Source organism: Bradyrhizobium sp. UFLA05-125, from assembly GCF_059803515.1.
On sequence record NZ_JBANBJ010000029.1, the window covers coordinates 79,600 to 93,427 of the forward strand.

The 13,828-nt window shown below is 62.4% G+C and carries 8 protein-coding genes; 4 read left to right on the forward strand and 4 right to left on the reverse strand.

Annotated elements, in window-relative coordinates:
* Positions 1-5 precede the first annotated feature (5 nt).
* Together SO156_RS24220 and SO156_RS24225 are read right to left on the reverse strand one after the other, a co-directional pair.
* Positions 6-194, reverse strand: coding sequence for a hypothetical protein (locus tag SO156_RS24220; RefSeq protein WP_458147033.1), 189 nt, complete (start codon positions 192-194; stop codon positions 6-8).
* A 148-nt stretch (positions 195-342) separates the two neighbouring features.
* Positions 343-3,555 carry a VCBS domain-containing protein gene (locus SO156_RS24225; RefSeq protein WP_498536482.1) on the reverse strand — a complete coding sequence of 1,071 codons (3,213 nt, stop codon included), beginning with the start codon at positions 3,553-3,555 and terminating at the stop codon, positions 343-345.
* A 396-nt stretch (positions 3,556-3,951) separates the two neighbouring features.
* On the opposite strand from SO156_RS24225, the gene SO156_RS24230 reads away from it, so the two are divergent.
* On the forward strand, positions 3,952-4,620 hold the full coding sequence (locus SO156_RS24230; protein ID WP_498536483.1) for a FecR family protein: 669 nt from the start codon (positions 3,952-3,954) through the stop codon (positions 4,618-4,620).
* Positions 4,621-4,671: 51 nt separating this feature from the next.
* Positions 4,672-5,535 carry a tetratricopeptide repeat protein gene (locus SO156_RS24235; RefSeq protein ID WP_498536484.1) on the forward strand — a complete coding sequence of 288 codons (864 nt, stop codon included), beginning with the start codon at positions 4,672-4,674 and terminating at the stop codon, positions 5,533-5,535.
* Positions 5,536-5,858: 323 nt separating this feature from the next.
* Here SO156_RS24235 and SO156_RS24240 read toward each other — a convergent pair whose 3' ends face one another.
* Entirely contained in the window at positions 5,859-8,654 is a 2,796-nt protein-coding gene (locus tag SO156_RS24240; RefSeq protein WP_498536485.1) for a UPF0182 family membrane protein, read from the reverse strand.
* 243 nt (positions 8,655-8,897) lie between these two features.
* Between SO156_RS24240 and SO156_RS24245 the strand changes: the two genes are divergently transcribed.
* Together SO156_RS24245 and SO156_RS24250 are read left to right on the forward strand one after the other, a co-directional pair.
* Positions 8,898-12,602, forward strand: coding sequence for a tetratricopeptide repeat protein (locus SO156_RS24245; RefSeq protein WP_498536486.1), 3,705 nt, complete (start codon positions 8,898-8,900; stop codon positions 12,600-12,602).
* 95 nt (positions 12,603-12,697) lie between these two features.
* Positions 12,698-12,934: a hypothetical protein gene (locus SO156_RS24250; RefSeq protein ID WP_458147026.1), complete on the forward strand. Its 237-nt coding sequence runs from the start codon at positions 12,698-12,700 to the stop codon at positions 12,932-12,934.
* A 112-nt stretch (positions 12,935-13,046) separates the two neighbouring features.
* Here the strand turns inward: SO156_RS24250 and fliP are convergent, their stop codons facing one another.
* Positions 13,047-13,802, reverse strand: coding sequence for a flagellar type III secretion system pore protein FliP (fliP, locus tag SO156_RS24255; protein ID WP_458147025.1), 756 nt, complete (start codon positions 13,800-13,802; stop codon positions 13,047-13,049).
* Positions 13,803-13,828 lie beyond the last annotated feature (26 nt).

The following is a 13,828-nucleotide window of genomic DNA, read 5'->3' on the forward strand; positions in this document are numbered from 1 at the left end:
GTTCCTCATCGGTCTGTAAAGGAACTGTTTCGCTGCTGTAAGCGATTTACGGCAACGACCAAGTCTGGACGTTCGAGAACTTCGATCAGCTTATCGAGAACACGCTCAGTGCTCTGAGGTCGCGGTTGGAGATATTCTTCGAGGATTGATTGAGCTTCGCTAATCGCATCAAGTGCCAATTGTTGATCGGTCATTATTGCTTACCCATCCACAAATTCACCCCGGATAAGAGGTAGAAAAGATCAAGTCACTTTTGGGGAATATTCACGTTTTCCTCAGGCCTATGATCAAATTTTGTTTCGATCGGAACCTGCGGGAAAGAAGTCCGCCGGTCGAAATTTTTCAAACCATCAGTTCATGATGAAAGGCGGGCAGAGCGGTTGCCTCATGAACGGCAATCGGCGGATCAGCGAAGTCGTGCCCAGGCGCAAGCGGCTCAACTGCTGGGGCTCGGAGAAGTCCCGGGTGTGCTGCGTTTGCATCGACCGACGAAGGGGCAGGGGGCAGCTCTGCGAACCCGATGGCGCCCGGGCCCTTGGCATCGGCCAATTCGACCTTGAAGCGAAAGACCTCTTCAGCGCTGAGCACTGCCAGAGGGTGTGAGTCCGGGAGCGGGGGGGCTGGATCTGACGCTTCAGAATGATCCGCGGCGGTCTGAGTGGGCGCGATGCCTTGCTCACTTCCTGCACTGGAGACCGGATTGGCCGCGAACGAAAAAACAAAATGGTCGCTGTTGGCGAGATGGTCGGCATCAAGTCTGCTGATCGTCTCAGGCTTCGGTTCAGCCTGGCTGATGTTGTCCCCGCTTTTACCGGTCGTCGTCAGGCTGCTGGAACTGCTCGCGGCCACGTCGATTTGGCTGGCGTCGTTCGTTGAGGCTGGACTGGCTGCCGAGTGAAGTGTCTGACTGGCGTCGCTTCCGCCAGCTGTGCCGTCTTGTTTCGATGTCCCGTCGGTTGGTGGCGGATCCGTTTGCGTTGCGGTGGCTGGGTTGTCGAGGTCCCGGAAGCCTGCCCCGTGGATGGTAATCGTCACAACCTGCGGGGTGCCGTCGATCGTGGTCACCGTGAAGGTGTCGGTCAGCGTGTCACATGCCTTGAGCGCCTGGACCGCGCAATTGTCCTCGTCGAGTGTGTAAGTCCAGACGCCCGCCGCCGTCATCGTGAAGGTGCCGTAGCCGTGCGTGCTGCACTTTGGCGCGCAAACCGCCGTGAACAAGTTGGCCGGATTGTCGACGTCGGTGTCGGTGAGCGTGCCGGTGGCCTTCGGTGCCTCCGGCGTCCTGCAGAAGGGCTCGGTTACCGAGCCCGTGGTGGTACCGGAGATGATGGCGGGGTCGTTGGCGCCGTGGATGGTGATCGTGACCACCTGCGGCGTGCCGTCGATCGTCATCACCGTGAAGGTGTCGGTGAGCTTGTCGCAGGCATTGAGCGCCTGCACCGCACTGTTGCTGTTGTCGAGCGTGTAGGTCCAGACGCCCGCCGCCGTCATTGTGAAAGTGCCGTAGCCTTTCGCACTGGCCTCGGGCGAGCACACCGCAGTGAACGTGTTGGCCGGATTGTCGACATCAGTGTCGGTCAGCGTGCCGCACGCGGTCGGCATACCCGGCTTACAGCCGGCCGCTTCGATCACGCATCCGGTCGTCTTGCCGGAGATGATGGCGGGATCGTTGGCCCCATGGATGGTGATCGTCACTACCTGTGGCGTGCCGTCGATGGTGGTCACGGTGAACTTGTCGGTCAATGTGTCGCCGACATTGAGCGCCTGTACTGCACACTTGCTGTTGTCGAGCGTGTAGGTCCAGACGCCGGCCGCCGTCATCGTGAAGGTGCCGTAGTGGCCAGCTTCGGGCGAGACGATCGGCGCAAAGGTGTTGGGCGTATTGTCGACGTCGGTGTCGGTCAGCGTGCCGGTCGCGGTCGGAATTCCCGGATTGCAGCCGGCAGCCTCGGTCACGGAGCCGGTCGTGTCGCCCGAGACGATCGCGGCATCGTTGGCGCCGTGGATGGTGACCGTCACAACCTGCGGCGTACCGTCGATGGTCGTCACGGTGAATGTGTCGGTCAACGTGTCGCCGACATTGAGCGCCTGCACCTTGCTGTTGGCATTGTCGACCGTGTAGGTCCAGACGCCCGCCGCCGTCACCGTAAACGTGCCGTAGCCGCCCGTGCTGGCCTTTGGCGAACTCACGGCTGTGAAGGTGTTGGGCGTATTATCGACGTCTTTATCGGTGAGTGTGCCTGTCGCGCTCGGTGTTCCGGTCGCGGCATTGGCAACGCCGCCCGCTTCGACTGACGAACCGGTCGTGACGCCGGAAATGATGGCGGCGTCATTGACGCCATCGATGCTGATTGTGAAGGTCTGAGAAGTGGACTGGTTGCCGTCCGAGACCGTAATGACAAAAGGATCCGTCGTGGGCGCCGTCAGCGCGTTGATCGCGTCACTGTTTGGTACGAAGGTATAGGCGCCGCTGGCGCTGTTGACATAGAGCGTGCCATAGGGGCTGCCTTTCGACACATCATATGTCACTCCAGCCAGGACCGTATCGCCGACGGTCCCGCCGCTGATACCGAAGACGAGCGGCGCGCCACTGGCGCTGCTCGCGCTGAACGTTCCGCTGGTCGCAGTGAAGTTGTCAAACACCGCCGTATCGAGTTCGACCGGTCCCGACTGAATATTGAACGTCGGCGGCGAATGAAAGATCTCGGGAACGACGATGGTGCTAGGCAGTATGATCGGAAGCGAATGTAGCTGCGCAGGAGCATCGGGCTCTGTGAAATTGATTGGCTCCAACGGCAGCCCCTCCGGGAAGGGAGTCGTGCCGGAGCCCTTTGGCCCGATCTCCCTCGAGAGATTGGCCCACACGTCATGCTCCGCCGCCTGGAGCTCCTCCATGCGAGCCGGGGTATTGGCGACTTGGCTGATGCTGACTGAAGACCCGACCTTGTTGAGTACGACCGTCTCGCCGGGATCCTCGACAATGATGTGTCGCGGGATCGCCTCCTTGGTCACGAGCTCGAACGTGCCGTGCTCGACGTCCTTGTACGTGATGCTGTCATTGTCCAGGAACGTGATGTTCGCGTCTGCGGCCTCGGCACCCTTCAGCATCGAGAACATCAATGCTCCGAGCGTCAGCATTCCGAACCCGCCCGTATGGATCCGGCCGCGAATGCTCCCGACCGGGGTTTCGAGCGTGAGGGCACCGCTCTTGGCCGACCGGCCGGCAACGAAAGCAAAGGTGCCTTTGGATATCGTGAACAGGGCCGAACGCGAGGTGCCGTCGAAATCGCAGACGAATTCGCTCAGCTCCATGCGAGCGTCGCTGGAGAGGTTGAAGATGGTGTCGTCAATGAAGCGGATGCCGACCCGCCCGTCGGCGGCAGTCTCGATCACGTCACCGAGGCAGAGTGGATCGCCAACCACGATCTGGGTGGCGACGCCGCTCGCACGCCTCAGGATGCCGCAACCGATCGCCGTGTGAACGGTGCCGATTATCTTCGGAGGCGCGACCACGGAGGTCACGTCTCCGGCCTCAACGCCGGACGCAACTAACATAGCCTTCGACCTCGTCAGTCGAGGAACTCAGACTCGGCGCGGCGCCTTTTTTCTTTCGTTCTGGTCTGCCCTCGCCACGAGATCAACAAATCATGGCGCCGGCAGCCCAAGGCTTGCCCGCCGAAATCCTGATTGAGATGACCCAAGTCGATTCAAGAAAGAGACGCGTTCAGCGCGAGGTCGCCGTGAACCACTTTCGTCTCGCGGGGAGTCCGGCCCCTTCCATCGAAGCGATTTGCGTTTCCAAATGAGAGGTAGTGCAATTTTCGCGGTATTCCGGATCTGCGGAACAAAAATAGGCCGGCGGGGTGGATTTAACAACAATTAAATTATAGTATAAGGTGTTGTACTTGCGAGTTCGGAAAAGCCGCAGGATTTGAAACGAAGATCTTCTCGATGAAGGGGGAGGTCATGCGTGCACATTCGATATTTGGATTGGTGGTCGCTTTCATTCTCCCGCTCGCCGGCTTTTTGCCCGAAGCTGCGCGTGCGCAGGTCGATTCCGCCAAGCCTGGTCTTCAGAACTTTTCATCGCAGCCAATCGGGAAGGTCGTAACCGCCACGGGCTCCGTCACGATCGAGCACGCGAATGCGGTCGTTGTTCAGGCCAACCTGCCCCCCCAAGCCAATCAGACGAAAGTTGGCGATCTCGTCTATCTGGGGGACGTGGTGCGGACGGCGAATGACGGTCGAATAGGCATCAACTTTACCGACGGCAGCTCGTTCAATCTGTCGAGCAATGCGCACATGACCTTGGACGAGTACGTCTACGACCCAAACGGAAAGTCCAATTCGACTTTCTTCAGCTTGGCCAAAGGGACGTTCACCTTCGTTGCTGGCAAGGTCGCGAAAACTGGTGACATGAAGATCGACACCCCGGTCGCCACAATGGGCATCCGAGGCACCATACCCCATGTCGAGATCTCCGATAACGGGTCGGTGAAGTTTTCTACCCTCATCGAAGAGGGCAAGAGCAAGACGACGAAGAAATCCGCAGCATCCACTGGGCCATCCGAACAGAAAGCCGACCGCAAGCTCAACTTGAACATCTGCCGACGGTGCTAGAAGCCTTCACCACGGATAGAGACTTCCCAATCCGTGATCGGGGATCCTGATATGAGGCCGAGCGCGACAGGAACCATCACCGGCGTCGTGGCGTCTGGTCTCGTCCTGCTATCGCTTGAGCTGCCGGCGGTGGCACAGGCGCCGAAGCAGGAGGGGAGCTATCTCAAGACGATTGAGCAGTGCAACAGCGTCGCGCGTGAATCGCTCGAAGCGCGAATTGATGGTTGTACCGCCTTCATCGACGCGCACGGAAGCGCGACGAAGGCCCTGGCCATCGCCTATAACAATCGTGGCAACGCTTATGCCGAAACGAGAGACTATGATCGCGCTATCCGCGATTTCGATCGATCGATCGAGCTCAATCCGGGCTACGTCAAAGCCTTCAACAACCGCGGTGTGGCCCAGCTGATGAAAGGCGAATACGACCTCGCGATCGGGTCTCTGGATGAGGCCATCAAGCTCAATCCTAACTACGCCGAGGCCTTCGCGAACCGTGCAGAGGCCAACCTGCGAAAGAACGCGTACGATCGTGCGGCGCAGGATTACGACCAGGCCATTCGTGTGCGGCCAGATCTGGCGGGCGCGTGGAGCGGACGCTGTTGGGCCCGAGCCATGCTGGGCGCTCTGCAGGCCGCGCTCGACGACTGTAACAAGGCGCTTCAATCGGTATCGAGCAATGCGGCAACGTACGATTCACGTGCTCTTGTGCACCTGAAGATGCGCCAGCTCGCCGCGGCCATCGATGACTATGGCTCGGCGCTGCGGCTCGAGCCGAAGCTGGCGAGTGCGCTTTATGGTCGCGGCCTCGCCCGGCTCAAACAAGGCGACAAGGCTGGCGGTGATGCCGATATCGTGGCGGCAGAGACAATTCAGCCCAGGATTGGCGACGATTTCGCGCGCTACGGCGTGCGGTAGATGCTGCGGCCCGCGGTCGCGCACATGGACTGACTGTCGAGGTATCAAAATCCTGTATTCAAGCAGGTTCGATGGTGCTTAGACTTCACCTACGTCATGACGTGACGGGCGCTGGCTTACGGACTCCGCCCGCCGCTTTGGAGTAGGCATGCTCTTATGGCCCGCCTCCAACTCTTGAATCTTTCCGTTCTTCCCCACACTCGGGGGCGGGCCTTTGTTTTCAAGACAACCGTGGGTCGCGAACTGTTGACCCTGCGGAAGTCATCGGCTGTCGTGACGACGGCTGCGTGAGGCGAATGGCGGACTTCGATCGGCCGGGCCCCTCACGGACCGCCTGATTGCCGGCGGATGTCTTCGAGCAGGCTGCGCATCGCATCGATCTCCTTGCCGAAGCCTGCCCAATCACCGGACTTCAATCGCTCCATGGCCTGATTGTAGTGGGCTAGCGCCTCCTGCGCGCGTGCTGCCGCGGCTCCTTCGCTGGGCAACTCTGCGGTCGAACCCGGCACTGCCGTTGCGGGACCGCTGTTCGCGAAGAGTGCCGACAAAGCCTCCTCAAGCGTTTCCTTCATGACGACGTGCTCGCCATAGGCGGCAATCACCCGTTTCAGCTCAGGCAAATGCCCTTGCTCGGCCCGCAAATATAGTGGCGACACGTAGAGGATTGAATTCTCGATTGGGATCACGAGGAGGTTTCCTCTGATCACCCGCGATCCCATCTGGTTCCACAGCGAGATCTGCTGGGATATCTCCGTGTTCTGATGAATGCGCGCCTCGATCTGAAATGGTCCGTAGACCAGCTTCTCCTTGGGAAATTCGTACACGATCAGCTTGCCATAGCCGGGCTCGTCGCAGCGCGCAGCGAGCCATGCGATCATGTTGTCGCGGCGGCTCGGTACCATCGGGATCATCAGAAAGAACTCGGCTTGCGCTTCGCCAGGCAGGCGCATGATGATGTAGTAGGGCGCCATCGCGGTCGTGCCGTCCATTGAAGAGATGCCATCGCCGGCCGGCTGGCGCGGGAATTGCCAGAGGTCCTCGCGATTGTAGAAAACATCGGCAGATTCCATGTGATAGGTCTGGAAAAGCCGAGCCTGGATGAGGAACAGGTCCTCGGGATAGCGAATGTGCCTTTGCAGATCGGCCGGCATTGCCGTGAACGGCTTGAAGAGAGCCGGGAAAATTCGACGATAGGTCGCAGCGATCGCGTCTGCCTGGTCCATCAGATAGAAGTCGACGGTGCCGTTATAGGCATCGATGATCACCTTCACCGAATTTCTGATGTAGTTGAGATTGTTGAGGCCGGACGCGCGCTGCGCGTAAGGAAAGTATTCGCTGGTCGTGTAGGCGTCCTGAATCCAGAACAGCCGGCCCTCGCTGACGACGAGGTAAGGATCGCGATCCAGAATCAGGAAGGGGGCAATCGTGCTGACCCGCTCCTGGATGTTGCGTCGGATCATGATCCGGCTGCCGTCGCCGATGTAGTCTGAAAGAAACAGGTTCACGTCGTTGAAATGGTGGGCGAAGATCAGTCGCCGTACTATGCTCGACAGCGGAACGCCGCCGACGCCGTCATAGGACGCATAGACGTTGTTCTTCCCCTTCGGATAGTCGAACTCCGGCACGGTTGCCTTGACGATGACGTAGTCCTCGGTCTGCTGCCCGTAGTAGATGCGCGGCTCGCGTATGTCGGGACCTCCCTGCGCGACCGGAGGAACGTCGTGCAGATAGAGCAGCGGAAGCCCTTCGCTGCTCTTCTGGGTGACCGGACTCATCACCGCACCATTGCCGTGGGTGAACAGGATGTGGCGGTTGACCCATGTTTGCGCATTGGGCGGCAGAAGCTCGGAATTCAGCTCGCGCGCCGAGAGTATCACGCTCTGGTAGGTTCCGCCGAGCCAGTAGCGGTCGACATCGAGATTGCGCAGCTTGTAGTAGGTGCGGATCTCCTGCAATTGCGCGTAAGTGTCGGCCAATGGTTGCCAATCCCACAGCCTTATATTTTCGATCGTAGCCTTGTTGGCCTCGAGCGTGCTGAAGGTCAGTGTCTGGTCCGCAGGGAACGGCTTCGGTGTGATCCGATTGAGATTGTAGGCCTCCCGGGTCAGCGCGATGTTGCGTTCGATGTAGGGACGCTCCCAGTCCAGCTCGTTTGGTTTGACATAGAACCGTTCAAAAACCGCGGGAATGATGCCCGATAGCAGGAATGCGGCGCTGAACAGCAGCGCAATCGCGGCGGTGGGGAGGCGGTAGGTGCGCACCCACAGGTTAGCCCATGCGGCCAAGGCGGCGACGATCGACAACGCGATCAGGATCCACAGGACCGGCAATTCGACGTTGGCGTCGGTATAGCCTGCGCCGACCACCACGCCGTTGTCGCCGAACAGCAGGTGGTAGCGGTCGAGGCCGTAGGACCACGCCTTCAGGCCGAAGAAAAGGCCAAGCAGCGCCGAACCGTGGGAGATCGCCGCCGGCGACATTCGCTGGGCCCGGTCCTCGATGTCGCCATGCACCCAATAGACAAATCCGGCGAACAGTGCGCTCAGGACGAGCGTCAGCATTGCCCAGTTCTTGATGGCGACAAAGGCGGGTAGGGAGAACAGGTAGAAACCGATATCCTTGCCGTACAGGGGATCGTTGCTGCCGTAGGGCACCTGATAGATGAACCTGAGCAGCGTGATCCAGTTGCCGACCTCGCCCCAGGCGACAAGCAAGCCGAAGAGGCCGCTGCTGACGGCGATCACGCCGCGCCACGGCAGTCGCTCGCGCAGGAATTCAAGCGGATCAGGCTGAGCCGCAGAGGCCGCAAGTGTTGGGACAAAGGCCGCAGGCAATCGGGGTCGCCGCCCGGCAAGACCAAGCGCAATCCGCGCGTTCAGCCACAAGATGGTGGCTGTCGCTGCGAAAACGACAAGGAAGCCGGCGGTTTTGGCGCCGATCGTGATCCAGAAGACCTGCCTGTAGCCGACCGAGGCGAACCACATCCAGTCGACCAGGACGTCGCTCACGAGAGCGAGCAGGATCAGACCAATGACGACGGCGATGGCCGCGATAATGAACCCCACCGCAGCACTGCGCCGCGGCGCCTTCTGGCCGGGGCCGGCGATCCCGATCGTCATGTCCGCACTATAGCAGAATGGCGCCGGGGCGGCGCTCCCTCAACGTGCGACCGATGGAGCGAACTGACGATAGGCTGGAGGCCCGGACTGGCCGTTTCGGGAACGATGGTGCGGCGCGGCGAGTGCAGGTCAAATCAATCCGACAGCATTAACAAGTCCTTAATTGGCGAAACCTTAAAGTCGAGGGCACGCGCCGGCCCCCATTGCCGGCAATGAATCGTCGGACCGGATGAAATGCCGCCAATGGCGCGACAGGCTGCCGCTGGATTTTGGTCGCAAGCCCGTGCCTTGGTACTGACCTCGGCGCTGGGCGCGCGCCGCTATGCCAGCTGCGTTGCGGTGCTGGCTGCCTGCCTGCTGATTGGATTGGTATCGCCTGCGCGCGCCGAGCCGGTGCAAGGTGAGGCGACGTTCTCGGCCGGCGGCGGCTTTGCGCGCCTCGTCATCAAGCTCGGCGAGGACGTTTCGTCCGAGGTGACGACTGCGGGATCGATCCTGATCATCCGCTTCGAGCGACCGGTCGATGTACCGGTCGATCGCATTCCGGAAGGCGCACCCGACTACGTCAACTCCGCGCGGCGCGATCCTGACGGCAGCGCGATCCGGCTGTCGCTGGCGCGCCGTGTCACTGTCAACACCATGAACGCCGGTGAGCGGACCTTCGTAGACCTTCTGCCCGAGGGCTGGAAGGGCGCACCGCCGAGCCTGCCGATGGACGTGGTGAAGGAACTCTCCGAGCGCGCGCGCGCTGCCGAGCGTGCGCTGCGCGCCCAACGCGTGGCCGCCGAGACCAAGAAGCGCCCGCCGATCCGCGTTCGCGCGTCGGTGCAGCCGACCTTCGTGCGCTTCGTGTTCGAGATGCCCGACGGTGTCGGCGTGTCCTCGGTGCTCAACGAGCAGAAGCTGACGCTCGCCTTCAACGCCAACCTCAACTTCGATCTCGCTGATGCGGTCGTGGCAGCTCCGCCGAACGTCGCCTCGATCAAGCAGAAGGCCGACATCGACCAGACCAATGTCGAGATCACGTTGATCGGCGAGGCCGACGTGCACTCTTTCCGCGACGACAAGAATTATGTCGTCGACGTCGCCTTCCAGCCGGACAAGAACAAGGCCGCGACGACGGCCGAGCAGGTCCTGGCACCGGCAAAGCCGGCCGCGGCGCAAGGATCGCACGCGGCGGCTGAGAAGAAGGAGATGCCACGCGAGATCGCGCCGCCGACCTCTGAGACCATCGCGCGCGAGGCCAAGATCGTGGTGAAGCCCGAGACTGCCGGCGCGCCGCCGGCTGCCGAGGCGCCGAAGCCCGCGCCGGTGCAGGCCGCGCCCGAGCCTGTCGCGGCTGAAGCTGCGCATCCGGCCGAGGTGCCGAGAGCTGCGCCGCCGGTCGCCGAGGCCGCCGCGCCAAAACCGATGGCCGCCGAAGCGCCGAAGGAGCCGGTCGTGGACGCGCCGAAGGACATGGCGAAGGCCGTCGAGGTGCCGCCTCCGGCCGTCTCGCAGGACACCGCGCCCAGCGTCGACGCCCGCCGCGACAGCGACGGGCTGCGCGTGGCGTTCCCGCTCTCGGTTTCGACACCCGCCGCCGCATTCCGTCGCGGCGACACCGTCTGGCTCGTATTCGATACACAGAAAGCCATCGACGTCGAGCCGATCCGCGCCAAGGGCGGCGCGATGATCGGCGAGGTTAGCCGCACGCCGCTCGACAAGGGCCAGGCCATCCGCATCCGCCTCAACCGGCCGCTGGTCTATTCGCTGTCGAGCGAGGAGAACGGCAAGGAGACCAACTGGCTCCTGACGCTCGCCGACAAGATCCAGGCGACGCCGCTGCCCTTGATGATGATGCGCAACATCACTGACCCCGCGCTCGCCAATATTGCGATCCCCTTCGCCAATCCGGGCCTGCTGCACAAGCTGACCGATCCCGACGCCGGCGACACGCTTTACGTCGTCACCGCGCCGCGGCCGGTGCGCGGCTTCATCAAGCGGCAGGACCTGGTCGATCTCTCGCTGCTCGAATCCGCGCACGGCATCGCCATTCGTCCAAACTCCGACGAGGTCGGCGTCGAGGTTGGCTCCGACAAGGTGATCCTCGGCAAGAAGGGGGGGCTGACGCTCTCGCCGGTCGACGTCTCCGCCGAGCGCGCGCCGACCGCGGTGCGGCCGGTCTTCAACATCGAGGAGTGGCGCAAGGGCCAGTCCGAGCTGTTCATGAACCGCCAGAGCGCGCTGGTCGCAGCGATCGCGGCGGTCGAGCCGGCGCAGCGCTCGATCCCGCGGCTTGACCTCGCGCATTTCTACATGTCGCGCGGCATGTATCACGAGGCCAAGGCGATGACCGACGTCATGCTGGCCGATCCCCTCAACAAGGAGGAATCCTCGGCGCTGATCATGCATGCGATCGCGAGCATCCTGATCGGGCGTCCCGGGCAGGGGCTGAAGGATCTCTCCAATCCCGTGATCGGCAACAGCCATGACTCGCAGCTCTGGAAGGCGCTCGCCTATGCGCGCCAGGGCAAATGGGCGGATGCGCGCGAAAAGTTCAAGAATGTCGAGTTCGCCATCGCCTCGCTGCCGCTCGACGTCCAGCGCATCGTGACGATGGATGCGATGCGGGCCTCGCTCGAAGTGAAGGACTATGCCGGCGCCTCCAAGCGGCGCAGCGAGCTCGAGGTCGTCGGCGTGCCGCCGGACATGGCGCCGTCCTTTGCGGTGCTGCGCGGCAGGCTCGCCGAAGCGCTCGGCCACGACAAGGACGCGCTCGACGACTACAAGTTCGCGGTCGGCTCGGACGACCGGCCGGCCGCCGCCGAAGCCAAGCAGCTCGAGGTCGCGCTGCGGCAGAAGCGCGACGAGATCACCAAGGATGATGCGCTGCGTGAGCTCGAGACGCTCGCGATGACCTGGCGCGGCGACGCCATCGAGGTGAAGACGCTCCAGATGCTGGCGCGGATGTATGCCGACATGGGCCGTTACCGCGATGCGCTCGCCGCGGCCCGCACCGCGACAAAACTCCAGCCGAATGCGGACGCCTCGCGTCAGGCGCAGGATCTTGCGCAGGAGCTGTTCGCGCAGATATTCCTGAGCTCCAAGGGCGACGATCTTCCGCCGATCGAGGCGCTCGGGATGTTCTACGAGTTCCGCGAGCTGACGCCGATCGGCCGGCGCGGCGACGAGCTGATACGCAAGCTTGCCGATCGCCTGGCGTCCATCGACCTGCTCGACCAGGCCGCCGAGCTCCTGCAATACCAGGTTGATCACCGCCTGGAAGGCGCGGCGCGCGCGCAGGTTGCGGCCCGCCTTGCGATGGTCTATCTCGCCAACCGCAAGCCCGACATGGCGATCTCGGCGCTGCGCGCGAGCCGCATCAGCGATCTCTCCGGCGAATTGCGCCAGCAGCGTCTGCTGCTCGAGGCGCGCGCGCAGAGCGACGTCGGCCGCCATGACCTCGCGCTCGACATCGTCTCCAACGTCACCGGCCGCGAGGCCATTCGCCTTCGCTCCGACATCTTCTGGGCGGCGCGGCGCTGGCGCGAATCCGCCGAGCAGATCGAGCTCTACTACGGCGAGCGTTTTCGCGACTTCAAGCCGCTCAATGCGGTCGAGAAGAGCGATGTGATCCGCGCCGCCGTCGGTTACGCGCTTGCCGACGATGCGATCGGGCTGTCTCGGTTCCGCGAGAAATACGCGCCCTTGATGAGCGAGAGCTCCGACCGGCTCGCCTTCGATATTGCGAGTAAGCCGGCGGCCGCCTCCAGCGCCGAATTCGCCGAGATCGCCAAGCTCGCTGCCAGCGTCGACACGCTCGACGGCTTCCTGCGCGAGATGAAGCAGCGCTTCCCCGACGCCACCGCCCGCGCGCCCATGCCGCCGCAGGCCAAGGACGAGACCGAGCACACCGGTTCGCTGCCCGCGATCCCGCCCGTGAGGCAGATCAAGATGACCCGCTAGGCCATCTCCTACCTTCGACCTCTCGACATCCACCCGCCAAGGCGGCAATTTGCGGCTCAAGGCGCGGGTCCACGCCGATGCCGGGAGGGGATTGTATGAGCAAGCCCGTCAAGACCGAAGCCGAACTAATCGCCATGGCGAAAGCCGAATTGAAGGTCCATGCCGATTGTTCGGACGGCATGAAGATCATCGTTCTCCGCGATGGCAATAGCTGGGAGTTCCGCGACGAATCCGACCAGTCGACCATCGACAAGCCCGGCTACCCCGAATGCGTCGCCATGCTCGTGCAGATCGGCGATCACCTCAGCAAGCAATATGACCTGAAGGGGTAGGGGCAGCGCCGTTTCTCGGTTGAACGACGCTGTCTCTGGAATACGGGATCGCCCGGTCGAGCCGGCGATGACGCTGGGTGTATGGCGCGCAGCTTACCCAACGTCGAACAGCTTACCCGCCGTAACTCTGCACCAGGCTTCCCGCTACCAGGGACCAGCCGTCCACCAGCACGAAGAAGATCAGCTTGAACGGCAGTGACACCACCGCTGGCGGCAGCATCATCATGCCCATCGACATCAGGACGGAGGCGACCACGAGGTCGATGATCAGGAAGGGCAGGAACAGGAGGAAGCCGATCTCGAAGGCGCGCTTCAGCTCCGAGATCATGAACGAGGGGATGAGGATGCGGAGCGCGAGCTCGTCGGGGGTTGCCGGCGGCGGCTCGCCCGAGAGGTCCATGAACAGTTTCAGGTCCTTCTCGCGAACGTTCTTCTGCATGAAGCCGCGAAGGGGCACGGAGGCACGCTCGAGTGCGGTCTCGACGCTGATCTGGTTGGCGACCAGCGGCTTGATGCCGTCGTCATAGGATTTCTGGAGGACCGGCCCCATCACGAAGAAGGTGAGGAACATCGCAAGCGCGATGATCACCGAGTTCGGCGGCGCGGTCGCGGTACCCATGGCGGTGCGAAGCAACGACAGCACGACAACGATGCGCGTGAACGACGTCATCATGATCAGGATCGACGGCGCGATCGACAACACCGTGAGCAGCGCAATGAGCTGGATCGCGCGCTCGGTGACGCCCCCGCCACCCTGGCCGCCGAGATTGATGCTGATGTCCTGCGCATGCGCAGGCGCCGCCAGGAGAGCGGCGCCAATCAGGACAGGAACGAAAAAAACTCTACGCGGGAAAGCCGAGTGCCTCACGAAGGCGGCTTCGGACGGCCGAGCAG

Coding starts and splice junctions, on each gene's coding strand:
- SO156_RS24220 (WP_458147033.1), bottom strand. CDS start 194: ATGACCGATCAACAATTGGCACTTGATGCGATTAGCGAAGCTCAATCA.
- SO156_RS24225 (WP_498536482.1), bottom strand. CDS start 3,555: ATGTTAGTTGCGTCCGGCGTTGAGGCCGGAGACGTGACCTCCGTGGTC.
- SO156_RS24230 (WP_498536483.1), top strand. CDS start 3,952: ATGAAGGGGGAGGTCATGCGTGCACATTCGATATTTGGATTGGTGGTC.
- SO156_RS24235 (WP_498536484.1), top strand. CDS start 4,672: ATGAGGCCGAGCGCGACAGGAACCATCACCGGCGTCGTGGCGTCTGGT.
- SO156_RS24240 (WP_498536485.1), bottom strand. CDS start 8,654: ATGACGATCGGGATCGCCGGCCCCGGCCAGAAGGCGCCGCGGCGCAGT.
- SO156_RS24245 (WP_498536486.1), top strand. CDS start 8,898: ATGGCGCGACAGGCTGCCGCTGGATTTTGGTCGCAAGCCCGTGCCTTG.
- SO156_RS24250 (WP_458147026.1), top strand. CDS start 12,698: ATGAGCAAGCCCGTCAAGACCGAAGCCGAACTAATCGCCATGGCGAAA.